Genomic DNA, 26,252 nt, shown 5'->3' with positions numbered 1-26,252 from the left:
CCTAATGCTAGTTGCAAAATATATCGATGTCGATATAAACGCGTTGAGGGATTGAGAAGAATGTCACCACAAAACAGCGCTACCTTGATCGAGAACGGTCTGGTTTTTGACGCTACCGGCGCCAGTGCCAGCGTACAGCCGATAGCTTTTGACGGAGAAATTGCTGCGACCGGGCAGGCCGCACTCGACTGGGCTGAGGGTCGAAACGACGTGACCCGTATTGACGTCAGCGGCTGTACTGTGATGCCTGGCCTGATCGACGCGCATTGCCACATAAGCTTTGATGAACCGCATTCGAACGACGAACTCTTCTTCCATCGGCGCGAAGGTCTCTCGGCCATCGTGGCAGCCCACAATGTGCGCAAGATTCTCAGATCCGGCGTCACCAGCCTGTTCGATGCGGACACCATCTTCAGTGTCTCGCTTGATGTGCGCGACGCGATCGAAGGTGGGGTCTGCGAGGGACCGCGCATGACTTGCGGCGGGAACGCACTATTCACCTCGGTGGGCGGGACGGCTGGCATATTGGTCCCAGACGAGGGCTCAATCGGTTATCTCAAGGTCACGCGCACCAAGGACGAAATTGTCACCGAAATCCGCAACCAGGCCAAGCGCGGGGTCGACTGGATCAAGATTCACGTCACCGGCCTGATCCCGCGTCAGCGCGGCGAAGGCGAAATTCAGGTTTGGAATTACGACGAGCTTAAGCTGGCCGTCGATACCGCGCATGAGCTGGGTCTTCCGGTTACCGGCCATTGCCGCAACGCCTCCTCCACCCGCGATGCCGCGCGCGCGGGTTTCGACATGATCCTGCATGCGACCTATATGGACGAAGAGGCGCTTGAGACCGTGATCGAGCACAAGACCCCGATAGTCCCCACGTTGACGTTCCAGGCAGTGCTGGCAGATCACGGAGACAAAATCGGATCAAGCGCTTTCCTGAAAGATCTGTTTGCCAAAGAGATCGAGGAAAGCTCGGTCCAGTTGAGGCGCGCCTATGATGCGGGAGTGCCATTCATGTGCGGTACCGAAAGCGGTTTCTCGATCACACCCTATGGGGAATGGCACTGGCGCGAGCTTCAGGTCTTTGTCGAGAACATGGGCCTGACCCCGGAACAGGCACTGATCTGCGCCACCCGCGAAGGCGCGCGCGCGCTTAAAATGGAGGATCGGCTCGGGACGCTGGAAAAAGGCCGCATTGCCGATGTGATCGTGGTCGAAGGCGACGTCACTACGGATGTAACCCTGCTCGGCCGTCCCGGTGGCATGAAGCATATCTTCAAGGAAGGCCAGAGGATCGACATCGAGACGCCGCTTCCGGAGCGCACCCCGCTCCCCTCATGGAGGGTATCGAATTACTCAACCCTCCCCGCAACCCGTGCAACCACGCTGGGCTGGAAGTGATGTCCGAACACGAAGTCACGACATATGATGGCTGCGTCCACGCATTGAAGCAGCCCGACTTGCGGCAATCGCTCTATGACGCGGCCGCGCTGATGATGAGCGATGTCCTGGTGAACCTCCATGGCAAAGAACACCGCGCGCGTCGGCTGGTTGAAGGTACGATCTTCCGCAAGGACGTGTTCCTCCATTACGAGAAGAATTTCCTGCCACGCACTCTCGATGAAACGATCCGGCCTTTCCTCGAGGCAGGGCGCGGCGACCTGGTCGATATCGGCTACCGCGTGATGATGAACCTTACGGTCGATTTCGCCGGGATCGACCGCCCCGAGCGCAGCCATGAGGAAACCGGCGAACTGCTGCGTTTGCTCAAGGAATTCAGCCTTGCACCCGCCCTCGGGCAATCGCTCGAAGACGATGTCGAGCCGAAGAAGGCACGTATTCGTAAAGCGATGGCGGAGTTCGACGAACGTTTTCTCTTGCCATCACGCCGCCGCCGCGAAGCGCTGCTCGCCGACGTCGAGGCAGGCAAGTCATCGAAGGAAGACCTGCCTGACGATGTGCTGATGGCTCTGATCCTCGGGCAGGAAAAGCTGCAGATGACCGACGAGCAATTCCTGCAAGAAGGCATCTTCTACATGCTCGCTGGCGCGCACACGACGATCCACTCGCTCGCCCATGCAATGCACGAATTGTTCGAATGGCTCGACGCACATCCAGAGGACAAAACGCTGCTCAAGGATGACCCCTTTTTCATCCAGCGCTGCGTATTCGAGAGCTTGCGCCTCCATCCTTCCAGCCCGGTCGCCAAGCGCCGCGCGCTCTGCCCAGTCACGCTGGCGGAAGGTGACGAAGTGCCTCAAGGGGATGAGGTGGTGGTCAATATGCGGCAGGCAAACCGCAATCCCGAGCTCTTCGGCGTTGATCCTGAGAGCTACAACCCGCACCGCGAAGTTTCGGGCGGCAAGACGCCTTACGGCCTTTCCATGGGCTACGGAATGCATGCTTGCATCGGCCGCAATCTTGCCATCGGAGTCGAGCCCCGACCCAATTCCACACCGGAAGGCCATCAATATGGTACGGTCCCTCTCATCGTCGAATCCCTGCTCCGCTACGGCGTGCAGCGTGATCCGGACGGCACTCCCAAAAAGGATGAGACCATAACGCGCATCACATGGTCGGAGTATCCCGTCGTTTTCAAACCCGAAGAGGCGCTGATTTGATGCAGGTCCACCGGCTGTCCGATTACAAGGATTGCGAGGCCGCGCTGCGCAATACCGGCTTGCGGCAGGCGCTCTATGATGCGGGTGAAGTCATAACCGGCGGCACGCTGCTCGTGCTGCACAGCGAAGAACATATCCGCCGGCGGGAGATCGAGATCAGGGTCTTCCGCCGCAATTTCTTCAAATATTACGAGAAAGAGGTTTTCCCTGCCACACTAGCGCAAACTATCGCGCCTTATCTGTCAGCAGGGGGAGGCGATTTGATCGAGCTTGGCTACCGGCTCACAGTCAACCTGACCGCCGATTTCGCCGGAGTCGATCGGCCGGAAAAGACGGCTGAGGAGAGCGAGCAGCTTATCCGGCTTGTCAAGAAAATGAGCGAAGGCGCCACCATGGTGCACTCAACTCGCGATAAGGATGAACTGAATCAGGAAGTACGCGAAGCGCTGTCGGAATTTGACCGCGATTTCCTGCAGGCTTCAATTGCCCGGCGGCAAACACTGATCGATGCCGTCGAATGCGGCGATGCGTCAGAGGATACGCTTCCGCGCGATGTGCTCACTGTCATCTTGCGGGCGCAGGACGAGCTGCAATTCGACGATGCTCAGCGCCTACGCGAGATTGGGTTCTATATGCAGGCGGGATCGCATTCGACCGCCAATTCGGTGGTCCATGCGCTCGACGAGATCCTCGCCTGGGCCGGTGAAAATCCCGCCCGCTGGGAGCGGTTGGAGGATCCGGTCTTCATCCAGCATTGCGTCCATGAAAGCCTGCGCCTTCACCCGGCAAGCCCCGAAGCGTGGCGCAAGACCATGTGCCCGATGCAGGTCTCCGGCGCGGGAGAATTGCCCGAAGGCGACCGGATCGAGCTTGACCTTTTCAAGGCCAATCGGAGCGAGGAAATCTTCGGCTCGGATGCAGGCAGCTTCAATCCCGATCGCGATGTCCCCACTGGCGTCATGCGCTCGGGCCTCGCGTTCGGCATCGGCGTCCACACCTGCCTCGGGCGGGAACTCGACGGTGGCCTGCTGGCCAAGCCGGGAACAGACCCGGAGAAAGCGCAATTCGGCATCGTCCCTTTGATCGTCATTAAGCTTCTCGAGTTGGGAGCCAGCAAGGTACCGGGCGATCCACCGGCCCCCGACACCAAAACCAAGCGACCCAATTGGGGACGCTACCCGATCCAGTTTGCAAAGGAACAAGCATGAGCCGCAGCGCCATAGTGACCGGCAGCGCCAACGGTATTGGTGCCAGCATAGCAGCTCGGCTTGCCGGTGCAGGCTATCGTATCGGCATCCTCGATCGCGACGAAGTAGCTGTTAAGGAGCGCTGCGCGGAGATCGCCGGAGCCACTGCGCTTCCTTGCGATGTATGCGATCCACAAGCTGTCGAAAGCACCTTCGATGCATTCGGTGACGCGCCTGATCTCCTCGTCAATAACGCTGGCATCGTGCGCTTCGGCCAACTTGCAGACCAAAGTGACGAGGACATTCGCACAACCATCGAAATAAACCTGATGGGCGTGTTCTGGGCCACTCGCTCTGCAGTTCGCCGTATGGAAAAACGCGGCAGCGGCCATGTGATTTCGCTGACATCGATCAACGCATATGGCCCGGGTCCAGGCTCGGGCGCTTATCCGGCGAGTAAGGCTGGGGTAAAACAACTAATGCGGCAGTTCTCGCTCGAATATGGCGAGGCGGGAATCCGCTTCAACTCAATCGCACCCGGATTCATCGATGGCGGGATGTCGACACCGATCTATGCCGACCCAAAAGTTCGCGCCGCGCGCAGCAACGGTGTGCCGCTGGGCCGCCTGGGCACACCGGAAGATATCGCCAATGCCGTCGCATTCCTCGATTCTCCCGAGGGCGCATACATCAACGGCCACGATCTGGTGGTGGATGGCGGCGTCACTAACGCCGTTCTCAAGAACCTGCCGCGCGAATAGTGGGCGGCAATGCCCTGATCCTGAGCGGGGGCTACTCGCATCCATTTCGCGAGAGTTCGCCGGCGCTTTGTGAACTGATTGTCGAGGCGGGCTGGGATCCCCTTATCGAGGATGATATCGACGCTGCCGTATCGGCGCTTTCTGGCCCGCCCGACTTGCTCGCTGTCAATTCGCTCCGCTGGAGCATGACCCAGCATGAGAAATACGCCACCGACCGCGCTGAGTATGCCTATCAGCTTCCCGAGAATCACATGGACACGATCGAGAACTATGTCGCAAGCGGCGGGCGGCTGTTTGTCTTGCATGTCTCGACCATCTGTTTCGACACACAGCCACGCTGGCACGATGTGATGGGTGGAGGCTGGACCTGGGGCCGTTCGCACCATCCACCGATGGGCAAGATCAAAGTGCAATTGACCGAGGCGGGCACAAGAATGTCATCGGGTCCAGAGGAGTTTGAACTGATCGATGAAACATACCACAATCTCGATCCGCGAGATGATTGCAAAGTAATCGCTACAAGCGAGATCGAAGAAGGGCCACAACCAGTCGCGTGGGTGCGGAAATTTGGCGAAGGGCGCGTTGCAGTCGATGCGCTGGGGCATGACGCGCGTTCGATAAATGCGAACGGGCACCGCGAGCTGATTGCTGCACAGCTCGAATGGCTGAAGGGGACTGACAATGCGTGAAATCGCAGAACAAGGCGTATTGATCACGGGCGGCGGCTCCGGTTTGGGCGAAGCGACTGCCCGGTATCTAACCGAGCGCGGCGCGAAGGTTACCATAACCGGCCGCCGTGCAGACCGGATCGCCGAAAAGGCCGCGGAGCTCGGCTGCAACGGCATTGCGGGCGATGTGACGGTCGCGGAAAATCGCGCGGCGATGATCGAAGCTGCACTAGATTTCGCGGGTGGTCGGCTCGATTGCCTGTTCAACAACGCCGGAAACATGGTGCGCGGGCCGGTGGAGGAGCTCGATGAGCAGGAACTGCTCGCCATCTTTCACGCCAATGTGGTCGGCGCGATGATGCTGACCGGGCTGGCCACGCCTCACCTCGCGGCGACCAAGGGTCTCGTGCTGTTCGTCGGTTCGGTCCACACCCAGCGCGCCTTTCCCGGCGCATCCCCTTATGCCGCGACAAAGGCGGCGGTGGAAACGCTAGCCAAGGTTTACGCAGCCGAGCTGGGAGATCGCGGCATCCGCGTGAATTGCGTGATCCCCGGCAGCGTGCTGACCGAAATCAATGTCCGGGCGGGACTCGTAAGCGAAGAAGAAGCGAAGGCGCGCTACGAGACACTCAATACGATCCAGACAATCGACCGGCTGGGCGAAGGCGATGACATCGCGCAGGCAGTCGCCTATTTCATGGCAAGCGATTTCACCACCGGCGCGAGCCTCACGGTCGATGGCGGCATGGGCCTCGGCGTTACGCGCGGGATCTGATCACTTCGGTTTGGTTGCCACCCCGGCGGAGGCGCCAAGCCCGATCCCGCCGTCCACTTCCAGCGCCACACCTGTGACCCATTCAGCGCGGATTAGGTACTCAATGCCTTCGGCAAGCTCGCGCGCGGTGCCGATCCGCCCGAGCACATGTTCGCGCGCGATCGCGGCATAACGCTCCTCGATATCCTCGGGCTTCATCACCCCAGCGCTGGTGTTGAGTTCGGTAATGACCGCGCCAGGCAAGATGCAATTGACGCGCACCTGACGGGGGCCAAGCTCCGCCGCCATCACCCGCGTCAGCCCCTCGACCGCAGCCTTGGTGGTGGCATAGGGGCTCGCCCCGGCAAAGGCCCGCCGCGTATGGGTAGAGCCGATAAAGGTGATCGACCCTTCGCTCTTTTCAAGATGCGGCACCGCCATGCTCGACAGCATCATCCCCGAAATGACATTGGTGTCGAAGGCCTGCCGCAAATGCTCTTCGGTGTAGCTGTCGACCGGCTGGCGGAACATTGCCCCGGCATTATTGACCAGCGCCTCCAGCCCGCCGCCATGTTCGAGGGCCGCCGCCAGCATGGCCTCGCGATCCGCCTGCTCGGTGACATCGCCTGCCACTACCCGGCAATTTGGGCCGATCTCCTCGGCCAGCATATCAAGGCGATCTTGCCGCCTCGCAGTCGCGGTCACCCTCGCCCCCTGAGACGCGAGGTAACGCGCGGTTTCTTCGCCGATGCCCGAACTTGCGCCTGTGACTAGAACCGACATTCCCTCGATCGCGCGCATCGCCTTACTCCCTCAGACCCGCTTGCTGCATGAGCGGGAGGATCTCGCTCTCGAGCTGAGCAAGGCCCGCGTCGTAATCGATCCAGCTTAGCGTCAATCCATCGAGGCCCGCGTCAGCGAACTTCACCAGCCCCTCAACAATCTGTTCCTTCGTCCCGACAAGCGGAATCGCGCCGTAACCGGCGATGAGGTTTGAGGCCATTGCTTCCCACCCGTCGCCCAGCGCGCTCTTTGAATTGGGGATCAGCACGTCGAGCAGGTTCCGCACCCCTTCCCAGTCGCCGCGCTTCTCGACCGCCTCGCGGATATAGTCTTGCGCCTCTTTCTCGGTCTCGCGGCAGACCACGTAGGCCTGGCCGAAGACCTGCATCTTGCGTCCGAACTTGTCCTTCGCCAGCGCCCGCCCGCGCGCCGCTATCTCGCCCGCCTTAGAGATATCCTGCGCGACGACGAAATTGACGTCAGTGTGCTGCGCCGCAAACTCCTGGCCCCGCGCGCTGTTACCCGCGCTCATCAGCGCCGGCCAGGGCCGCTGAACTGGCTTGGGCTGCGAATAGAGCTGCGATGATTGTAGATAAGGCCCGTCGTAATCGAACGGCTCATCGCGTGTCCAAAGCGCCTTGCACATCTCGATCCAGTCGTCGGAATAGTCGTAGCGCTCGTCATGTTCGCGCTGCTCCAGCCCGAACATCGCGATCTCCTTGTAGTTCCAGCCCGCCACGATGTTGAGACCGAAGCGGCCGCCGGAAATATGGTCGATCGTCGCAACCTCCTTCGCCGCACGGACCGGGTGGACGGTGGGGACGTGGAAGGTCGCGAAGATGGAGGAATACTCGGTCACCGCAGAAAGTCCCGCTGCCCAGGTGAAGGTCTCGAAATTGCGGTGGTTGAAGTTGACCTTGCCGCCCATCCCCTTCCACCGCGCGACCGGAATGATCGCCTCGAATCCAAGCCGGTCCGCGGTCTGCGCGATGCGCTTGCTTTCGTCCCACGTCACATCGAGAGTGGCGGGATCCTCCACCATGGAACAGCCGTTCGAGACATTGAGTCCGAACAGACCGAGCTTGAGGCGGTTGCTGCTCGACAGGATCGGGTTGCTCTTGCGATTTTCTTTCATGAACTATCCTCTCAGCAATCTCCTGGCATTGTTCGCCAGCGGTACATCCATTGTCGGTACGCGGAATGTTTCCGGTGCATCCCATCCCGCGAAATTGGTGCCGTATACGAGCCGGTCGATCCCGACCCGCTCGACCAACAGCTCAACCGCGCGGTCATCATGCATGTGAATGTCGTACCACAGCCGCCCAAGCTGTTCGGCAAAGGCACCGTCCTGCTTCAGGTGGTCAGGGCCCCAGGTCCGCTTGTGGGCGGCATGTTCGAGCCGACCCCACACTAACGCCACCGCCCCGCCGCCATGGCTGATGCAGATGTCGAGCGTGGGATGGCGATGCAGCACCCCGCCAAACAGCAGCGTCGCCACCGCAATCGATTCCTGCATCGTAAAGCCGAGCATGATGTCGAGCTCGTATTTCGAGAGCGCCGGACTGGCGGCTGGCCCATCGATCCCAGCTGGCGCAGGGTGGATGAATAAGGGCACATCGAGCTCGCACACGGTCTCGTAGAAGGCATCCAAGCACGGATCATCGAGGCCATGCGGCATGTCGGTACCGATATAAGCAGCTTTGAGCCCCAGCTCGGCCACCGCCCGGCGCAATTCGGCGATGGCGGCGGGCACGTCTTGCATTGGGAGCGCGGCCGCACCGCCAAAACGATCCGGACGCGACGCCACAAGCTCGGCCATGGTGTCGTTGTGCCTACGACAGAAATCAGTCGCCTCGGCCGGTGGAATGTAATGGAAATAGGTCAGCGGATTAGGCGAAAGCAGTTGCCAGTCGATCCCGGCACGATCCATCGCGGCGACGCGCAATTCGGGGTCCATGAAGGCACTGCCGCGATACTTCACGCCTCGTAATTTGTAGGAGCCGATGCGGAAGACCGGAACTCCCTCCTCATCGGTCAATTCGGGACCGAACTCGCCCGCTGTGCCGAATGTTTCCTCCAGCACAGCGTGGGCATGGATGTCGATAACCTTAGCGTCAGACAGGCTCATCGGCGGTTCCTCATTCAGGTCATCTGGCTGCGATACATGGCGAGATCGAAATAGTCGCGCCATTCGCGGATGAGCCCGCCTGAAACCTGGAAGATTCCCATCAGCGGCAATGCGATCCGTTTCCCCCCAACGACCATTCGGTCAACACGCTCCGTCAGCACATATTCGCCCGAGGAAGCGATGTGTCGCAACTCCCATTCGCTTTCCTCGAACGGGCCCGCTGTTCGCAAGTAGGCCTCGACCGCAGGCTTACCGGACAGCGGTTCCATCGGTATGTTGTGGTAGTGAATGTCCTCGCCAAGCAGCGCGCAAACCCGGTCGAGATCGGGACCAGTCCACGCGTCGATAAAGGCGCGAACGACAGTTTCCCGCGTCTCCTCACCCTGATGTTGTGTCACTGCCCATCCCCTTCCGGCACCTGTCCTTATTGACATCAAACGCTGCCGGGGTGAAGTATCGATTTCGATATAAAGGGATTGGCACTTGCGACCGCCTTCGAGCACACCGGACAGACAATACTTCGTTCAGAACGCCTATCACGTGGCCGATGTTGATGAGGCGATGCCGCGATTTGCCAAGCTTTTGGGTGTCGGACCATTCCTCATAAGGCGGCATATTGGTTTAACTCCAGTCACTTATCGCGGCGCTTCGACATCGCTCGACATCAGCGCTGCACATGTCCAGGCAGGGCCGATACAGATCGAACTGGTGATGCAGCATTGCGACAACCCCTCCGCCTTTCGCGACATGTATTCGCCGGAAAAAGAAGGGCTTCATCACGTTGCGATTTTCCCAAGCGATTACAATGCAATGATCGATCATTACCGCCAACAGGGCCACCAGGTCGCGACCGAGCTGGTCACCCCAGAAAAGCGCGGTGCAGCCTATATCGATACCGTCGCCACGCTCGGCCATATGGTCGAGATTTACCGTGTAAACGAATCGCTCTACGAATTTTATCAAGCAGTTACCGATGCCGCGAAGCATTGGGACGGGCAACAGCTCGCGATCGAGATCTAGGGAGATGGAGGTGAAATACCGCCAGATAACCGCCAAATTGCGCGAAGCCTGGGCAGATCGGCAGCCGATACCGGGAGAAAGCGAGTTGGCCGCATCTCCCGATGTCGATCAAGGGAAAGCGATACAACTTTCGCTACATGAAGCCTTCGTCACCGGGGGCCGCAAGCCGATCGGCTGGAAGCTTGGCCTCACATCACAGCCCGCGATGGACCTGTTCGGCGCCGACGAGCCGATGGTCGGTGTGATCTATGCCGATAGCTTGCTGTATGATTGCGCTACGCTGTCATCTCAAGATACAATCAGCCCGCGGATCGAGGGCGAAATGCTGCTTGAAATTGGCACGGTTCCACAGCCCGGTGCAAACGATGACGAACTGATCGCTTCGCTCGCTTCGGTCAGCGCGGCTTTCGAAGTGGCCGACTCCCGCTTTCATGGATGGCCGCGCGCCATCGGTGGAGCGATAGCCGACAACGCCTGCTGCGGCTGGGTGATGCGCTCGCAGCAATCTATCGCTCCAAGCGAGGCCGACTTTGAGGATACCGCGATGGTGCTGACTCGCGATGGCGAGAGTATCAGCGAGGGTCGAGCCTCCGCTTGCCTTGGCAGCGTGCTCGAAGTCTACCGATGGTTCATCGAGAGTTCGCACCGGTGCGGACGGCAGCTCAAGCCGGGCGAGATCATCCTCACCGGCGCGATGGGCCCTGCAATTCCGATGGAAACTCCGGCAACCTACCACCTCTCCTGTCCAGGCCTTGGCGAAGCAACGCTTCGTTTCGGTGATACTCCTTGAGTAGTGCGGCAGGCTGGCAGGAACTACGCGGCGGCTGGCGGCTGTTGGTCGCTTGCGCCGTGGGCGTTGGCCTTAGCGCTATTGCCCTGCCGTTCTATACTATCGGCCCGCTCACTCGCCCGATCGAGGCTGATCTGGGGTGGAGCCGGGCCGACATCCAGTTGGCGATCCTGTTCAGTTCGGGTCTCGGCGCACTCACAGCGCCTATAACCGGTTGGATGATCGATCGATGGGGCGCGCGAATTGTCGCGATTCCCTCGATTTTCGGTGTCTCGCTGGGACTTTTCATCGCCTCTACGGCACACACGGTTGAGGTTTTCTATGCCGGCTATGCTTTGAGCGCGATACTTGGAGCGGGGACCAATCCCGTGCTCTGGTCACGAGTGGTTTCCGGCAATTTCGAGAAGGCACGAGGCGCGGCGCTTGGGCTTGCTCTGGTCGGCACAGCACTGGTTGCGCTACTCCTTCCCAGCTTCATCGTCGCGCTGGTCGAGATCGGCGATTGGAGACTGGCCCTGCGCGCTGCTGCGCTCCTGCCCATTATTATTGCCCTGCCGCTGGTATATCTTTGGCTTCATCCGGATCCGTCTAGGTCCGCTGGCGGCAGCGGCGCCTCAAACCTTTACGGTTCGACCGTCGGGGAAGCTCTCCGCAACTTCAGGTTCTGGGTGCTGGCCCTGTCCATCCTGTTGGGATACCTGGCGATTTCGGGAACTTTGACCAACCTTGTTCCGGCCCTGATCGATCGCGGGATCGAGGCCCAGGCAGCTGCGGCCTTCGCCGGCGCGATCGGGATCACCATGATTCCCGGCAGGGTGCTTGTGGGATTCATCGTCGACCGCATCTGGGCTCCCGGTGTAGCAATGGTTGTCCTCCTGCTGCCCGCGCTCGCATGTCTTGTCTTGCGGGACGCGACAGATCCGGTGGTGATCATTGTCACCTGCGCGCTGCTTGGTCTGGCAGCTGGTGCCGAACTGGACTTGCTCGCATTTCTCACGGCGCGCTATTTCGGGCTGGCGCATTATTCCAAGATATACGCCCTCGCCTATGCAGCGCTGGCAACGGGCAGCGCGACAGCGCCATTTCTTTTTGCTTCGGTTTACGACCGTACCGGCAGTTACGATGCGAGCTTTATGGTCGCAGCGGTATTCTTCGCTGTTGCAGCGTTGCTAATGCCACTATTGGGTCGCTATCCGGATTTGGGCAAAATTGAGAATAACAGGGCAGGATAACTTGATGACCGAAACCGATGCCAGAATCGCATTGCCGCCGCTGATGGATCGCATTTCCTTCCTGACCCATCGGTTGAACGCGCAGATGGCGCGGGTCTGCAATCCCTATTTCCAGACCTGGGGTGTTGATCTTATCATGTCGCGCATGATGGTGGTTGTGCTGGAGCATGGCCCGATGCCGGCAGGGGAGATCGTAAAGCTGATGGCGCTGCCGCAATCGACCATTTCGCACCAGATCAAGCGGCTCGAGAAGCTGGGCTATGTCGAGCGCGAACAAGGCAGGCAGGATTCACGTGTGCGCATGGTTTCCCTGTCCAACGCAGGACGCGAGGTCGCATTGCAGGCCAATAAGCTCAGCGAACAGGTCGTGGCGTTGCTAGTGGATTCGATTGGTGACGAGAATATTGAAACCGTCCGCGCCGCGCTCAAACGCGCAGACCGAGCGCTGCAGAGCTTCAAGCTCTCTGTCGACTGAACTGCGCTCCGATCTCGGCGTTGTAGCTGTCAACAACCTCCACCAGCGCCGAAAGCGCGAGCGTTTCGGGATCGCGAGAAGAGGGGATCAGCCCTATCGGCGCGGCAATCCGGGCAATTGCGCTCTCCGAAACGCCCACAGTGCGCAATAACTCCATGCGCTTCTCATGCGTAGCAAGGCTTCCCATTGCGCCGACATAGAAACAGGGGGAAGCGAGTGCTTCTGCCATCAGGTCCGTCTCCCAATCATGGTCATGGAAGAAGAATGCCGCCGCCATCCACGCGTCGCATTCTATGCCGAGAGGCTCGCCCAACCGCGAAAGCAGGCGGGCCTGCGCATTGGTCGGCTCCAGCGCGGCGATGATATCCGGATCGGGCGAAACGACTTGGCAGGCAATGCCGAGGGCGCCGGCTTGCCGCACCAATGCCTCCACCGTTCCCCCATGCCCGGCGACAAGTAACCGCAAAGGCGGGTGATGACGCACCATAAAGTTTTCGTCCTCCCAACCCGTTTCGCCGCTTTCGCGCAATTGCGGCGCAGCCGCGTTGCTCGGCAATGCGAGAACAGCGAGTTGACGGCTTTCGAGCCGCTCAAATAGAGCGTCGATGATTTGCGCTTCGGTGAGCGGCGTAAACAACAGATCGACCCGCCCGCCACAGGGTAGCCTTATGTCGATGATGGGCGTTCCAGCGCCATAGGCGATCCGGTGGGGCGCGCCCGCTGCGATGGCCTTGAGCGCTTCTCCCACTACTGCCTTCTCGATACATCCGCCCGATAGCGATCCGCACGATATGCCGTCTTCGCTGACGCCCATGTGCGCCCCGGGATTGCGCACCGATGCGCCGGTGACGTCGGTGACCGTGACGAGGCAAGCGCGCCGTCCCCGCTTCAGAGAGTCCTGCAGGAAGGAAAGGATGCGCAGTGTGTCGAACACGGGCGCGCTTGTGTCACGCCAGCCAGTAGATGGCCAGCACCACGATAAGCAGCGCAACCAGTATAAGCCAGACGCGCTTTGTGTTTGCCTCGGTCACTGGCGTCGCTTGCGCGTTACCGGCCGCAAGTTCTTCGGGTGCGGGCATTGCACTCGCAGCTTCGCCGCCCTGTTCCGCACCAAGTGCAGCAGAAAACTTGCCGAAGAAATCTTCCGCCATCGAACGCGCGGTCCCTTCGACCAGGCGCGCGCCCATCTGCGCCAGTTTACCCCCGATCTTGGCATCGGCAACGTAGGACAGCTGCGTCCCGCCATCAGCGTCATCCAGCTTTACATCGGCCGAACCCTTGGCAAATCCCGCGACACCACCCTGCCCTTCGAACACCATGGTGCATCGATTGGGCGCTTCGACATCGGTTTGTGTGAGCGAACCGCTGAAACGCGCATTAACCGGGCCAACCTTGGCCTGGACAGTGCCTTCGAAACGGTCATCCGCAGTCTTTTCCAGCCGCTCGCAGCCCTTGAGACAGCTCTTGAGCAGTTCAGGATCATTGAGCGCTTCCCACGCGCGCTGCGGGTCGCAGGGAAGATGGTATGAACCCTTGATTTCCATGATGAATTTCGGTCCTTTTTAGCCGATGGTCGCGAGCGCGCGCTGCGCCATCACGCGTGTGAGATGCATCCGGTACTCGACGCTGGCGTGGAGATCGCCAGTGAAGTGTGCCTCGTCGAGGACTCCAGAGGCGAGATCCCCGCCAGTATCGGCTGCCTGTTCGCCCTTGTGCCAGCGGAACACGCCGGTTCCGCCGCCGGTGACAGCGAGCCGAGTCTGGCCGCCCAGCCTCGCGGCGAAGACCGCGATCAGTGCAAAGCGCGAGGCGGGGTTGGGAAACTTCTCGTAATGCGCATTGCGGCACTTCGGGAAGCTGACGGCTGTGACAAGTTCACCCGGCTCAAGCGCAGTCTCGAACATGCTGGTAAAGAAATCGCGCGCATCAATGTTGCGCCGATCGGTACGAATCTCGGCATCGAGAGCGAGGCACGCGCTGGGATAGCAGGCCGCCGGATCATTGTTGGCGACCGAGCCGCCAATAGTGCCGCGATGGCGGACTTGCGGATCGCCGATCCCGCCTGCAAGCGCGGCAAGCGCCGGGCAATGCTCGCGCACCAACGGATTGCTCGCCACTTCCGCATGGGTGGTCGCGCCGAGGATGACAACTCGATCGCCTTCAAGGCTAACGCCCTTGAGCTCTTCGAGACGGGTCAAGTCGACCAGAGTGCTCGGCATCGCAAGCCGTGCACGCAACACTGGCATCAGCGTCTGTCCGCCCGACAGCGCCTGTCCATCCTCCTCGGCAATCAACCTTTTTGCTTCTTCGAGCGAGGGGGGGCGGCGGTAGGTGAACTCGTACATCAGCTCGCCTCCCTTTCTTGGCAGAGTCGCCAAATCTTCTCCGGCGTCGCGGGCATATCGACATGGCGTACGCCGAGCGCATTGCAGACGGCGTTGATGATCGCGGGCGGCGATCCGATCGCTCCCGCCTCGCCGCAGCCTTTCATGCCAAGCGGATTGCTCGGCGAAGGGACGCCGCTGAAGACCAGCTTGTAATCGGGGACACCGCCTGCGCGCGGCATGCCGTAGTCCATGAAGCTGGCCGACATCAGCTGGCCGGTGTCGGAATCGTAAAGCGCATTCTCCCACAAAGCCTGGCCGATCCCCTGCGTCACCCCGCCGTGGACCTGCCCTTCGACGATCATCGGGTTCGCGACATTGCCGAAGTCATCGGCGGCGCAAAAGCTGGCGACTTCGACTGTTCCGGTGTCGGGATCAATCTCGACTTCGCACACGTAAACGCCTGCCGGATAAGTGAATTCGGGCGGGTCGAAGAAGCTTGTCGCGACCAGTCCCGGCTCGATCTCGTCGGTCGGGAAGCCCGATGCTGCATGTGCGGCAAAGGCCATCTCGGCGAACGCGATAGTAACATTGCTGTCCTTGCTCGAGAACAACCCGTCCTCGAACTCGACCGCATCATAATCGACATCCATCAGATGCGCGGCGATCTTCTTGCCCTTGTCGATGATCTGGTTGCAGGCGCGCAATGTCGCCGACATGCCGACCGAAGCGCGCGAGCCATAGGTGCCAGTCCCCGCCTGAATCCGCGCAGTGTCGCCCTGGACCACCGAGACATTCTCGATCGGCACGCCGAAGCGGTCTGACACCACTTGCGCGAAAGTCGTCGCGTGACCCTGCCCGTGCGAATGCGCGCCGGTGAGCACCTCGACGGTCCCGACCGGATGCACGCGCACTTCGGCCGATTCCCACATGCCCGCTCCGCCGCCGAGCTTGGCGAGCTTGCCCGAAGGCCCGATCCCGCAGGCTTCTACATACGCGGCCACACCGATCCCGCGCAGCTTTCCTCGCGCCTCGCTCTCTGCCTTGCGCGCTGCAAAACCGCCGTAATCGGCCAGTTCCAACGCGGCATCGAGCGTCTTCTCGTAATCGCCCGAATCGTATTCGTAGACCACCGGCGTTTGGTACGGGAACTCGCGGATGAAATTGCGCCGCCTGATCTCCGCCGGATCGATGCCCAGCTCGCGAGCGGCAACGTCGACGATCCGCTCAATCACATAGGCAGCTTCGGGCCGTCCCGCTCCGCGATAGGCATCGACCGGGCAGGTGTTGGAATAGACCGCCCGTACCCGGGCATGGATCGCCGGGATCGCATACTGGCCCGAGAGCATGGTCGCATACATGTAAGTCGGGACCAGCGAGCCCGAGCTCGACAGATAGGCCCCGATATTGGCCTGCGTATCGGCGCGCAGCGCCAGGAACCGCCCCTCGGCATCCATCGCCAGTTCGACATCGGTCAGATGATCGCGGCCATGCGCATCGGTAAGGAAGGCCTCGCTACGGTCGGCAGTCCATTTGACCGGACCATCGACCAATTTGGCAGCAAAAGTCACCGCCACTTCCTCAGGGTAGTTGTGCGCCTTGGAGCCGAAGCCGCCGCCGACATCGGGCGACACCATCCTTAGCTTGTGCTCCGATGCCAGCCCAAATGCGGCGGCATAGAACATGCGCATACCGATCGGATTCTGGTGCGTCATGTAGACGGTCAATTCTTCGGCAGATCGGTCCCATTGCGCGTTGATCGCACGCGGTTCGATCGCATTGGGAACAAGCCGGTTGTTGCGCAGCGTCAGCGCAATCCGGTGCGTCGCTCCGGCGAAAGCCGTCTCAGTCGCGGCCTCATCGCCCAGTTCCCAGTCAAAGGCGAGATTGCCCGCGATCTCATCATGAATCAGTTTCGCGTCATCCGCAGTGGCATCGAGCACGTCGACCGATGCGGGCAGGTCATCGTAATCGACCATTACCGCCTCAGCTGCGTCGCGGGCTTGCGATTGTGTTTCGGCGACGACAAGCGCGACAGGCTCACCAACATAGCGCACCCGGTCGACCGACAAGGCATGACGCACGCCGACTTTCATCGGTTCGCCATCGCGCGAAGTGATCGCCCAGCCGCACGGCAGTTCAGGCAGCCCTGCATCAACCAATTCCTGACCGGTCAGAATGCGCTTCACTCCAGGCATGGCGGCGGCGCTCTCCAGGTCCAGCCCTGTGATCCGCGCATGCGCCATGGGCGAGCGTACGAAGGCGGCATAAAGCTGGCCTGGCAGAATCATGTCGTCGACATATTTGCCTTTGCCGCGCAAGAAGCGGCCATCTTCCTGCCGCTTGACCGATTGGCCGAATTTCACACCTGTCGCTGCGATATTCATGGCTGGGTCTCCATCTTGCCCGCCCCTTCGACAATCGATGCGACGATGTTCTGGTAACCGGTGCAGCGGCACAGATTTCCTTCGAGTTCCTCGCGCACGGTGGCCGGATCGAGAGTGTCGTGGCGCCTAGCGATATCGATTCCCACCATTACCATGCCCGGCGTGCAGAAGCCGCATTGCAGCCCGTGATTATCATGGAAGGCCTGCTGCATCGGGTGCAGCGGCTCGCCTTCCTCTGCCAGCCCTTCGATTGTGGTGACGCTGCGCCCCTCGGCTTGCACCGCCAGCATGGCGCAGCTCTTTACCGCATTGCCATCCACATGGACCGTGCAGGCACCGCACTGGCTGGTGTCGCATCCCAGGTGTGCGCCGGTCAGCCGCAGATGATCGCGCAAAGCATGGATCAGCAGCGTGTTATCGGGAACATCGAGCGTCGCCGGCTTGCCGTTCACTTCAAGCGAAATCGTGCCCATCGCGAGGCTCTCCCTTTTTCCCTGCTCGTGTTACTCGCAAACCTATGGCATGTCCGCAAGAATGCCAAGACCTATCGATATCGATATATTCACGAACATGCGGGCAAGCACAAGGTGATTGCTGCCGATCGCGTGGGATTGATCCTGCTAGCGGCTGGTCGGTCCGAACGGTTTGGCACATCGGACAAGCTGGCAGAGCAATGGCGCGGCAAGCCCTTGGCGCAGCATGCGGCGCAAACGCTTTCCGCCCTACCCTTCGCGGCACATCTCGTGGTCACGAGCGCTGGAAACGCTTCGCTATTCGCGCATCCATTTGCCGTGATCGAAAATCATGGACCTGAGCGCGGCCAATCACACTCCATTGCGCTTGGAGTCGGCGCGCTAAAGGATCGCGACATCGATGCCTGCCTGATTGCTCTGGCCGATATGCCGCTGGTCCCGAGCAGGCATTACTCCGCGATGCTCAATGCTTTCGATTCCGGGGTCGGAGCAGTCATTGCCACTGCAAATCAAGGTCGGCTTCAGGTTCCTGCGCTGTTTGCTCGACAGTACTTTGATGCTCTCCTGAACCTAGCAGGCGACGCTGGCGCACGCGCTTTGCTCCAAGGCTCCGAAAGCATCGCATGCGATGCGGCGCTGCTTGCCGATTTCGACCGGCCGGAGGATTTCGCGAGCTGAGTTACCGCGTCAGCGCTTCGGCGCGAACACGAGCAGCACGTTCCCGGCCTCATGGCTGTAGAGCCCGTAACCGGAATTGATTACGACATAGCCGTCACCAACTGCCGCTCCCGGCCCAGACATACTGCCACCGCGGCCGGGCATATTGTTGACCGTCTCGAACGGTTTCGCGCTGTCGAATTCCCACAAGCGCTTGCCGTTCTTGCGATCATATGCCCTGATCCAGCCGTCCATATGGCCTGCAATCACGGCTCCGGGGATCGCTGTTACTGCTGCGGACACGCCCGGATCGCAGAACGGACGCTCATCGCCGCAGACATCCTTCTGCACCTGGCTCCACAGCTTCTTGCCAGTCCGCGCATCGACCGCATGCATACCCGGGCGCGCTTTCTTCGGATCGAGCGGCTCACCATTGCGCGTGTTGTTCATATCGTTGATCGGGACGTAAACGGTGGTGCCTTCGGCAGCCATACCCCAGTGCACCCCGCCCTGGATGCTGCCGCGGCCGATCTTCGTCTCCCACAGCAACTTGCCGTTCGCATCGGGATCGAGCCCGTAGACCATCCCGTTCTTATGTCCCACCGCGAGTACCTGCTTGCCGCCGCCGATATCGATCAGCAGCGGTGACGAAGAATGGTCAAAATCCGGACCACGTTCCGGTGGGCAGTTGGGATTGTCCTCCATCATGCAGGCGACATTCCACGCATCACCCGAAATGGTCTGTCGATGCCAGGCGCGCCGCCCGGTATTGAGATCGATCGCAAAGATGGAGTCGCTATTCCCGTCGGCAGGCGAGGAATAGTTCTCTCCTGTACCTGCGTAGAGAACGCCGCGCTCCGCATCGATAGTCGGGCTGGTCCACATCGGCGCGCCAGAAGGAGCATAGCTGGCCTTGCCGTCTTTCTCGGTTCGCTTGGGCTCCTCCGGGATGGCCCAGAACTGCCACTTCACCTCGCCAGTCTTCGCATCGATCGCATCGAGATGGCCGCGGAAGGTGCAGCATTCGTAGTTCGGGTTTGCCGCAGGCACCACTTCGAGCGAGGAGACCGGCACAAACAGCGTTCCTTCATGGAAAGCCGGCGTCCCTGTAAGCGTGGCGCTGGGATGGTCGTCCATGCGGCGCGACCATTGTTCTTCGCCGGTCAGTGCGTTCACAGCGTAAAGCTTGCTTGTGAGGTCACCGAAGTAGAGCATCGGTGTTGTGCCATCGGCCAGCACGATACCCGTTCGGACCTCTGCAGAAGCCTTGAAGGTCCAGCGCGCGCAGCCGCTTTCCAGATCGAAGGCATAGACCGTCCCGTCGTCGCTACCCACGAACGCCGCGCCATAGCCGATCGCGGGCTGCGAGCGCGCCTTGGTGGCGTTGGGGAACGCGTAGGCCCATCTCAGCTCGAGGTCGCGGATATCGCCGACCTCGAGCCCGCCCAGTGATGCCGGGACGAAGCGGCGCGTATCATGCCCCCATCCGGTGGCAATAGCAGGCTTGGCGCGATCAAAGCGAGCCGCCGGGCCCTCGCACTTTGCTGCATAACGAACTTCGGGCAGGCCATCCGAGAGGTCGACGCGCGTGATGTACTCGGCCACGCGCAGTTTGTCGTCTTCGGAGAGCATGGCGCCCTGTTCGGCCATCACGCCATTGGTCAGGGCTGCGACGATAGAAGCGGGAGACATCATTTCGAGCCACTGGAAATGCGGCGCCTTGGGTACGCTGCCATCGTGGCAGGAAGCGCAGTTTTCTGCATAAAGCTTCGCACCGGGCAGGCTGTCGCGATCGGCGATCAAGCCTTCGCCCGTCGCGAACTCGTCGGTCGAACCGAGGGTATCCGTGCCGACCAGACCGTCCGAAGAATCACAAGAAGCCAGCACAAGCCCTGCGGCAACCAATCCCATGAAGCGCACACCAAGTTTGGGCATTTCCCTCTCCCCCAAAACGACCACAGCCCTGTTGCAATTTTACCCCACATTGAGCGAATTGGACAACTTGACTTATATCGATGTCGATATAAAGCGTGTTCTTGTATCGATTTCAATGTAAATCGACCATGGCCAACGTGCCTTTCGTGGGAGGAAAGAATGACACAACGGACGGTTTCAAAGTATCTTGGCTCAATCAGCGGCTTGGCGCTGCTCGCGGCCAACGCTCCGGCGATAGCGCAGGAAGCGCAAAGCGATGACCAGCAAGCAGAGAGCTCTGGCGGCTTTGGCGAGATTATCGTCACCGCGAACCGCCGTGCCGAGAATGTGCAGGACGTGGCCATCGCGGTCACAGCGCTCAACGAAGAGCTCATCGAACAAAAGTTCAGCCGTGACCTGCTCGACCTTGGCAGCATCGCGCCGAACCTGATTGTCGATCCGATCCTCGGTAATGGCACCGCGGCCATCTCTATCCGCGGTATCCAGTTGAACGACGTGGAGAAGAGCTTCGATCCGCCAGTCGGCGTGTTCCTTGACGGCGTCTATCTCGCCTCAACGACAGGTGCACTACTCAATGTCTTCGATGCAGAGACGATCGAAGTCTTGCGCGGCCCGCAAGGTACGCTGTTCGGGCGCAACACCATCGGCGGGCTTATCCATGTGCGACGCAACAGCCCTACGGGCGAACTCGGCGGCAAACTGAGCGTCACTTATGGTCGCTTCGACCAGTTTGATATCAAGGGCGTACTCAACCTGCCAGCAATGGCCGGCGGTGCGATCAAGGCCAAGATTGCTGCGGTACGACTCGATGGAGGGGGGTACTTCCAGAATATCACCCGCAATGAGCGCGAAGGCGACAACGATCTGCTGATGATCAGCCCGATGGTTGAATTCGAGCTTGGCGACCGGGGCGAACTGACAGTCGTTTATGACTATATCCGCGATCGCACTCCAACGCGGCCAGTCACTTCGCTGACCGATGTCAACCAACTCTTCGGCTTTCCGCCGGGCAGCCCGGGGCTGGGTGCACCAGCGAGCGACGCAGATTTCCACCGGCGCCCGACCACGTCCCTGGATCAGGAGGCCAGCCTCGATACACACGCGATCACGGCCAACGCGCGCTATGAACTCGCTGACGGTCATGAACTCTACGCCGTATTCAACTACCGCGATACGGATGAGACTGCGATCCAGGAATTTGACGCTGCGGCGCCTGTCCTGTTCAACACAATCAGGCCACAGCAGATCGACCAAATGTCTGCTGAGTTGCGCTATCAGGCCGATCTGGGCGCTGCCCAGCTGGTTGCCGGACTTTACTATTTCGACAGTGATTACAACAATAACCAGCAAACATTCTTCTTCGGCGGCGAAGTTGGCGGCACCGACTACCAGCAGGCTTCCGAGAGCTATGCAGCCTTCGCCCAGTTGGATTGGGAGGTGGTTGAAAACCTCACCGTCACGCTCGGTGGTCGCTACCTTGTCGACAAGAAAAGCGCCTGCGGCGGACTCGGTCAAGGCTTGCCGGATGCACGCACCTATCTCGTGTCTTATGGCGACTGCAGCGATGAACGCCGTGCCGACCCTTCGTTTAGCAACGATATTCCCGGCGGCGGCACAGCGACCGGCAAAGAGACCTGGAAGAAGTTCACTCCGAAGATCGGCTTGAGCTATGATTTCGGCGACAAGCTGATCTACGCGTCGTACTCGGAAGGTTTCCGTTCGGGCGGCTTCAACGGCCGCGGCAACGACATCCTGACGCTTGGCCCATACAATCCGGAAACGGTTGAGAACTGGGAAGTCGGCTTCAAGAGTGAATGGCTTGATCGCCGTTTGATCTTCAATGGCTCGTTCTTCCACACCAAGTACAAGGACAAGCAGGAAGACGTGGTCTTCCCCGATCCGCGCGGTGCGACGGTCACGATTGTCCAGAATGCTGCAGCAGCCACGCTGAAGGGCTTCGAACTGGAATCTCGCATCATGCCGACCCAGGGCCTGACCTTCGGGCTGGCTGTCGGTTATCTCGATGCCAGCTATGACGAATGGTTCGACCAGGCACCTTTGCTTTCCGGCCCCAACGCCGGAGAGCTGGCACTGATCGACAAGTCCGACTTCGAACTGCGCCGCGCCCCAAGCTGGACTGTGCAGGCCGACGTCAATTACGAGCATGAGCTAAACAACGGCAATGCGCTGATCTTGGCTGCGGACTATTCGCTGAAGGACGACTATTACATCGTCGCCAACACGCTCAACACGCACACGGCACTGCCAGGCGGTGTCAATCCGGGGCTGATCGACAGCTTCGGGCTGCTGAATGCGTCGGTCTCCTACAAGGCCGACAACTTCAAGGTGTCGGTGTTCGGCCGCAACCTTACCGGTGCAGATTACTTCCAGCACGTGCTGGACGTGGGCACTACCTTTGGTGTCCAGCCGGGCAGCACTACGCCGGTACCGACTTTCGCCCTGTGGAGTTTCGGCACGATCAATGCGCCGACGACCTATGGCGCGGAAGTAACGATCGAGTTCTGATTGCTACCGCGCTAGCCAAGCGCGGTGACCATTCTTAACCAGCGGGGGCTCGGCCGAAAGCCGGGCCCCTTTGCTATTTGAGCCGTCAATTCAACACATTCGGGATGGCTCGGCGTGTGAATTTGGATCAGAAACGGAGTACCGAGGGAGGAGTATGCGATGACAATTGCGCTCAATGATGTGGTCGCTGTCGTGACCGGAGCCAATGGCGGCATCGGCAGGGCTACCGTGCATGCAATGAAGGCTGCGGGCGCGCAAGTCGTTGCGACGGATCTAGGCGAAAGCTGCGAAATCGCCGAATGCGATCACTACATGCGCCATGACGTGACCAGTCAGGAAGACTGGGCGACCCTCGCCGATCTGGTCTCACGTGAATACGGGCGGCTCGATGCGCTGGTGAACAATGCCGGAATCTCGATCGTTACCAAGTTCGAGGAAACCCCGCTCGAACAGTTTCACCGCGTCAACGCGGTCAATGTCGACAGCGTTATCCTGGGTACGCAAGCGCTGATGGACTTGTTCCACAAGGGCGGCGAAGCGCGCAAGAGCGGGGCATCGATCGTCAATGTGTCGAGTATCGGCGGTTTGCGGGGAGCGGCCTTCAACGCCGCCTATTGCACCAGCAAGGCTGCCGTTGCGATGCTGACCAAGTGCATGGGCGCGGAGTTTTCCGCGCTCGGCTATAACATCCGTGTCAACAGCGTGCACCCCGGCGGCGTCGATACAGGCCTGCTCAATTCGATCTTCGAGCGCTACGTTGAACTCGGCTTTGCGCCCGACGCCGAGACCGCTGCCGCAGGTTCGCGCCAACGCCACGCGATCGGCCGCATGGGCACGCCCGACGAAATCGCCGGCGGGATCGTGTTTCTGTGCTCGGATGCAGCCAGCTTCATGACCTGCGACGAACTGGTGATCGACGGAGGATACAGTTCGGTCTGAAGCGACACTGGTGATGCTGAACTTCAGAAATCAGGTGGAGACAGTCGGACGCTAACTCGTCTCCAGCTGGCCAAGCTTGATACCCCAGCGCGCCAACAGGTAACGGGGTTTTGCTATTCAGATGGGGCGACAGAAAGGTTCGCTTTACAAGTCTACGTATCGATTAGACAGCGATCTGAATGGACGTGGCCGTAGACATCGCGTGGATAGAGGCGAAATCCTCCAATGACTTGACCGAGTTGCTACCACCAGGCGCGGATTCCACCGGGACAAGAGTCGGGTTATCTAAACGGATTCTTAGACTTGCTCATCCGCGTCGGCGAGCAATCGCCTCGTGAGGTCCCTATTCTTTTGACGAGACCGCCAGCCGTAATCAGGCTGGCGTCCGCATTTGAGTTGATATTGCCGTGAGGCTGGGTGCGCCGATTGAGCAATCCGCGAAAATGGGGTCTTTACGGAATGGTTGGAGATGATCCTGCGTCGTAACATTTCGCCACACAGCGCGGAAGGTAACGCTAATGGCTCCTTTTCAAACCGCCGCGAGCAACATGGCGCGGATAGTCATTGGCTATTTCGTCGCCAGTCTGGCCGCTTCTGTCGGTCTGTTCGTGGTTGGGGCGCTGGTATCAATTGGTGACCCGCAGATTGAAGGCCGGACAGCTATAGGGGATCTGGCGAACCAGGCCGGATACATTCCCATGTTCGCGGCCTTTGCCGCAGTCTTTGCGGCGCCCGTCGCCTTGCTGGCGATTATTGCTTCGGAGATCGCAAAGATCGACAAGCTCTGGTACTTCCTGCTTGCAGGTGCGCTTGCCGCGATCCCGGTATTGTTTGCCGGGAAAGAGCGCAGCACTGCGGAAATGCTGGAAGGATTTGTCATGTTTGCACCAATCGGCGCGCTAGCTAGCGGTGCATTCTGGCTCATCCGCCACCGCAAATGGCCGGTCTAGACGCATGGTGCGTCCGAGTTCAGGTTGGCGCTATCGGCTGCGGGCGATCGGCTCTTCAATGGCGCTTGCGGCGCTCTGCCTGACGGGGTTTGCGAACGCGGCAAGCGCGCAATCGCAGCGCGAATATATCCAGACTATCTATTTGAGCGGTTTCAAATGCACCAGCATCCAACGCGATAGTATCATTAGTCCGTCGAACGAGGTCTTCTTCGTTGTTGTAACCAACGCGCCGGAAAGCTCCGATGTGCAAGGGCAGAGTATTGGCACATTCAAAGGCGTCAAAGCAGGCTTCGGCCGTAAGGCCAGAAACTCCGTTTGGAGCGGCGTGCAACAGCCACTTTCTTTGCGGGTTCTCATGTTTGAGCGCGATGCGGGCGGCGAAACAGGTGCCTCTGCAGCGCGTACCATGGTCAAGCTGGTGGTAGCCTATGCTGGTCGATCCGGCGAAGTTCCCAACCGAGACGGTTCCGTGTTGAGAAAGGATGAACAGGCGGAACCTGGCATTGTCGGACAATTCGGCAGAGGCATAAGCAAGGCCTTGGGTCTAACCCACGATTCAATGGGTTACGATCGCCAGGTATTCGGTCGCGGCGACTGGTCCAGCAAGCCAACCTATCAGGAACGCGACATTCGTTACCATTTCCACACGACGCACCGGCAAGGCGGAGCAAATTGTCGTGCCTATTTCCTGATCGAGCGCGGACAGGAAGTGAAACAGCCAGAGAGACCGCCTCCGCCTGAGGAAATCCAGTCGCCTGCCCCAGGCCGCGACTATTACGAACCACAGCCCGATCCGTATAACGACCCTTATGGCGATCCGGCCGGCCCGCCGCCTTATGACGAGCTGCCACCTCCGCCGCCCGATTACGATCTACCACCGCCGCCCCCGCCTCCAGAGCCGGACTGGTTCAGGGTGCGCTTCAAGAACTTGTGCGACGTCCCGATTTCATTGAGCTATGCCTACAAGAACCCTTCACGCGGCTGGGTGAAGCGCGGCTGGGCCAACTTCGATGCCGGCGAAGCGATCGGGATGGAAGGCAATACGCTGACGCCGGAGATCTATATCTACAGCTCGAGCGGGCGTGTTTCCGGTTCGTTCGACCCGGAGGTGATCGAGCTGGCTGTGCGCAAGAATGGTTTCGACGTCGATCGCTCGACCAGTTTCCAGGGCGACCAAGGGGCACGCTTGGTGCCGTACAGCCTGCACGTGCTGAGCGATGTCTCAGGTACGGAACTCATTGCCATTCGCGATTGTGACGACTGGATGGCTGGCGAGCTGAGTAGCACACAAGAACCGCAGCGCGTTCCTGCCGTGCTGCCATATACTCTGGGCGAGACTCACAATGGGCTCAAGGCCCCTCACACAGCGGAACCTGAACCAGTCACGCCTAAGACGGATGTCGCGCAGCCCAACCCGCCTCAGGAGCCGGTCGACCTGAGTGGCCTCGACGAGAGGTGCCGCCGGCTGGTGGCTGCCGGCATGGCAAGAGCCGAGGATTGCGCGCCTCCAAACTAAACGGAGGATGAACCGCGAGCACTGCAAAATGGTGCTTTCACAGTATTTAGGCCGAACCCCAGCCCGAGTAGTCTGATCGCATCAGCAGGATATTTCCTGTTCGTGGAATCATCTCTCGGGAGG

At 60.1% G+C, this 26,252-nt stretch carries 25 protein-coding genes; 15 read left to right on the top strand and 10 right to left on the bottom strand.

Annotated features, from left to right (window positions below):
- The first annotated feature begins 60 nt into the window (after positions 1 to 60).
- The 6 genes from ACEWMW_RS08005 to ACEWMW_RS07980 are packed head-to-tail and all read left to right on the top strand — an operon-like array spanning position 61 to position 6,015.
- Positions 61 to 1,404 (top strand): metal-dependent hydrolase family protein, encoded by a 1,344-nt coding sequence (locus tag ACEWMW_RS08005; protein ID WP_409413356.1) that lies wholly within the window; start codon positions 61 to 63, stop codon positions 1,402 to 1,404.
- Positions 1,404 to 2,624, top strand: a complete 1,221-nt coding sequence (locus tag ACEWMW_RS08000; protein ID WP_409413355.1) for a cytochrome P450 — start codon at positions 1,404 to 1,406, stop codon at positions 2,622 to 2,624. Before ACEWMW_RS08005 ends, ACEWMW_RS08000 begins: the two co-directional genes overlap by 1 nt.
- Positions 2,624 to 3,832: a cytochrome P450 gene (locus tag ACEWMW_RS07995; protein ID WP_409413354.1), complete on the top strand. Its 1,209-nt coding sequence runs from the start codon at positions 2,624 to 2,626 to the stop codon at positions 3,830 to 3,832. Before ACEWMW_RS08000 ends, ACEWMW_RS07995 begins: the two co-directional genes overlap by 1 nt.
- Positions 3,829 to 4,572 carry an SDR family NAD(P)-dependent oxidoreductase gene (locus tag ACEWMW_RS07990; protein ID WP_409413353.1) on the top strand — a complete coding sequence of 248 codons (744 nt, stop codon included), beginning with the start codon at positions 3,829 to 3,831 and terminating at the stop codon, positions 4,570 to 4,572. The genes ACEWMW_RS07995 and ACEWMW_RS07990 overlap by 4 nt, the downstream gene beginning before the upstream one ends.
- Positions 4,572 to 5,261, top strand: coding sequence for a ThuA domain-containing protein (locus ACEWMW_RS07985; protein ID WP_409413352.1), 690 nt, complete (start codon positions 4,572 to 4,574; stop codon positions 5,259 to 5,261). Before ACEWMW_RS07990 ends, ACEWMW_RS07985 begins: the two co-directional genes overlap by 1 nt.
- Positions 5,254 to 6,015 (top strand): SDR family NAD(P)-dependent oxidoreductase, encoded by a 762-nt coding sequence (locus ACEWMW_RS07980; RefSeq protein ID WP_409413351.1) that lies wholly within the window; start codon positions 5,254 to 5,256, stop codon positions 6,013 to 6,015. The genes ACEWMW_RS07985 and ACEWMW_RS07980 overlap by 8 nt, the downstream gene beginning before the upstream one ends.
- On the opposite strand, the gene ACEWMW_RS07975 is transcribed toward ACEWMW_RS07980, so the two are convergent.
- Genes ACEWMW_RS07975 through ACEWMW_RS07960 form a run of 4 tightly spaced genes read right to left on the bottom strand, consistent with a single transcriptional unit; the run spans position 6,016 to position 9,303 of the window.
- Entirely contained in the window at positions 6,016 to 6,795 is a 780-nt protein-coding gene (locus tag ACEWMW_RS07975) for an SDR family NAD(P)-dependent oxidoreductase (protein ID WP_409413350.1), read from the bottom strand. It abuts the gene before it with no gap.
- A 4-nt stretch (positions 6,796 to 6,799) separates the two neighbouring features.
- Positions 6,800 to 7,912, bottom strand: a complete 1,113-nt coding sequence (locus tag ACEWMW_RS07970) for an LLM class flavin-dependent oxidoreductase (RefSeq protein WP_409413349.1) — start codon at positions 7,910 to 7,912, stop codon at positions 6,800 to 6,802.
- A gap of 3 nt (positions 7,913 to 7,915) precedes the next feature.
- Positions 7,916 to 8,905: an amidohydrolase family protein gene (locus ACEWMW_RS07965; protein WP_409413348.1), complete on the bottom strand. Its 990-nt coding sequence runs from the start codon at positions 8,903 to 8,905 to the stop codon at positions 7,916 to 7,918.
- 14 nt (positions 8,906 to 8,919) lie between these two features.
- Complete coding sequence (locus ACEWMW_RS07960) at positions 8,920 to 9,303, bottom strand: limonene-1,2-epoxide hydrolase family protein (protein WP_409413347.1); 384 nt, start codon at positions 9,301 to 9,303, stop codon at positions 8,920 to 8,922.
- An 85-nt stretch (positions 9,304 to 9,388) separates the two neighbouring features.
- On the opposite strand from ACEWMW_RS07960, the gene ACEWMW_RS07955 reads away from it, so the two are divergent.
- Genes ACEWMW_RS07955 through ACEWMW_RS07940 form a run of 4 tightly spaced genes read left to right on the top strand, consistent with a single transcriptional unit; the run spans position 9,389 to position 12,422 of the window.
- Positions 9,389 to 9,925 carry a VOC family protein gene (locus ACEWMW_RS07955; protein ID WP_409413346.1) on the top strand — a complete coding sequence of 179 codons (537 nt, stop codon included), beginning with the start codon at positions 9,389 to 9,391 and terminating at the stop codon, positions 9,923 to 9,925.
- Positions 9,926 to 9,935: 10 nt separating this feature from the next.
- A complete protein-coding gene (locus ACEWMW_RS07950; RefSeq protein WP_409413345.1) occupies positions 9,936 to 10,715 on the top strand; it encodes a 2-keto-4-pentenoate hydratase in 780 nt (259 codons plus the stop codon).
- Entirely contained in the window at positions 10,712 to 11,947 is a 1,236-nt protein-coding gene (locus ACEWMW_RS07945; protein ID WP_409413344.1) for an MFS transporter, read from the top strand. The genes ACEWMW_RS07950 and ACEWMW_RS07945 overlap by 4 nt, the downstream gene beginning before the upstream one ends.
- A 4-nt stretch (positions 11,948 to 11,951) precedes the next feature.
- Positions 11,952 to 12,422: a MarR family winged helix-turn-helix transcriptional regulator gene (locus ACEWMW_RS07940; RefSeq protein ID WP_409413343.1), complete on the top strand. Its 471-nt coding sequence runs from the start codon at positions 11,952 to 11,954 to the stop codon at positions 12,420 to 12,422.
- Here ACEWMW_RS07940 and ACEWMW_RS07935 read toward each other — a convergent pair.
- From ACEWMW_RS07935 to ACEWMW_RS07915, 5 genes are read right to left on the bottom strand one after another with little or no spacing between them, the layout of a single operon-like run.
- Positions 12,403 to 13,356 (bottom strand): XdhC family protein, encoded by a 954-nt coding sequence (locus ACEWMW_RS07935; protein ID WP_409413342.1) that lies wholly within the window; start codon positions 13,354 to 13,356, stop codon positions 12,403 to 12,405. The genes ACEWMW_RS07940 and ACEWMW_RS07935 overlap by 20 nt on opposite strands.
- A gap of 13 nt (positions 13,357 to 13,369) precedes the next feature.
- Positions 13,370 to 13,966: a CoxG family protein gene (locus ACEWMW_RS07930; RefSeq protein ID WP_409413341.1), complete on the bottom strand. Its 597-nt coding sequence runs from the start codon at positions 13,964 to 13,966 to the stop codon at positions 13,370 to 13,372.
- Positions 13,967 to 13,984: 18 nt separating this feature from the next.
- On the bottom strand, positions 13,985 to 14,767 hold the full coding sequence (locus ACEWMW_RS07925) for an FAD binding domain-containing protein (RefSeq protein WP_409413340.1): 783 nt from the start codon (positions 14,765 to 14,767) through the stop codon (positions 13,985 to 13,987).
- Positions 14,767 to 17,133, bottom strand: coding sequence for a xanthine dehydrogenase family protein molybdopterin-binding subunit (locus tag ACEWMW_RS07920; protein WP_409413339.1), 2,367 nt, complete (start codon positions 17,131 to 17,133; stop codon positions 14,767 to 14,769). Before ACEWMW_RS07920 ends, ACEWMW_RS07925 begins: the two co-directional genes overlap by 1 nt.
- Positions 17,130 to 17,606: a (2Fe-2S)-binding protein gene (locus ACEWMW_RS07915; RefSeq protein ID WP_409413338.1), complete on the bottom strand. Its 477-nt coding sequence runs from the start codon at positions 17,604 to 17,606 to the stop codon at positions 17,130 to 17,132. The genes ACEWMW_RS07920 and ACEWMW_RS07915 overlap by 4 nt, the downstream gene beginning before the upstream one ends.
- A 27-nt stretch (positions 17,607 to 17,633) precedes the next feature.
- Between ACEWMW_RS07915 and ACEWMW_RS07910 the strand changes: the two genes are divergently transcribed.
- Complete coding sequence (locus ACEWMW_RS07910) at positions 17,634 to 18,284, top strand: nucleotidyltransferase family protein (RefSeq protein WP_409413337.1); 651 nt, start codon at positions 17,634 to 17,636, stop codon at positions 18,282 to 18,284.
- A 9-nt stretch (positions 18,285 to 18,293) separates the two neighbouring features.
- Here ACEWMW_RS07910 and ACEWMW_RS07905 read toward each other — a convergent pair whose 3' ends face one another.
- Complete coding sequence (locus ACEWMW_RS07905) at positions 18,294 to 20,198, bottom strand: outer membrane protein assembly factor BamB family protein (protein WP_409413336.1); 1,905 nt, start codon at positions 20,196 to 20,198, stop codon at positions 18,294 to 18,296.
- Positions 20,199 to 20,357: 159 nt separating this feature from the next.
- Between ACEWMW_RS07905 and ACEWMW_RS07900 the strand changes: the two genes are divergently transcribed.
- The 4 genes from ACEWMW_RS07900 (at position 20,358) to ACEWMW_RS07885 (ending at position 26,129) form a co-directional block, all read left to right on the top strand.
- A complete protein-coding gene (locus ACEWMW_RS07900; protein ID WP_409413335.1) occupies positions 20,358 to 22,724 on the top strand; it encodes a TonB-dependent receptor in 2,367 nt (788 codons plus the stop codon).
- Positions 22,725 to 22,883: 159 nt separating this feature from the next.
- Complete coding sequence (locus tag ACEWMW_RS07895; protein ID WP_409413334.1) at positions 22,884 to 23,663, top strand: SDR family NAD(P)-dependent oxidoreductase; 780 nt, start codon at positions 22,884 to 22,886, stop codon at positions 23,661 to 23,663.
- A 518-nt stretch (positions 23,664 to 24,181) separates the two neighbouring features.
- Entirely contained in the window at positions 24,182 to 24,613 is a 432-nt protein-coding gene (locus ACEWMW_RS07890) for a hypothetical protein (RefSeq protein WP_409413333.1), read from the top strand.
- A 4-nt stretch (positions 24,614 to 24,617) separates the two neighbouring features.
- The gene (locus ACEWMW_RS07885; RefSeq protein ID WP_409413332.1) at positions 24,618 to 26,129 is read left to right on the top strand and encodes a hypothetical protein; all 1,512 of its coding nucleotides are present in this window, start codon (positions 24,618 to 24,620) and stop codon (positions 26,127 to 26,129) included.
- The last annotated feature ends 123 nt before the right edge of the window (positions 26,130 to 26,252 follow it).

Origin of the sequence: Litorerythrobacter xanthomarinus (assembly GCF_046254955.1) — a bacterium.
GTDB lineage: Bacteria > Pseudomonadota > Alphaproteobacteria > Sphingomonadales > Sphingomonadaceae > Qipengyuania_C.
Note: the sequence above shows the minus strand (reverse complement) of the source record. Positions and strands in the feature narration are given on the sequence as shown.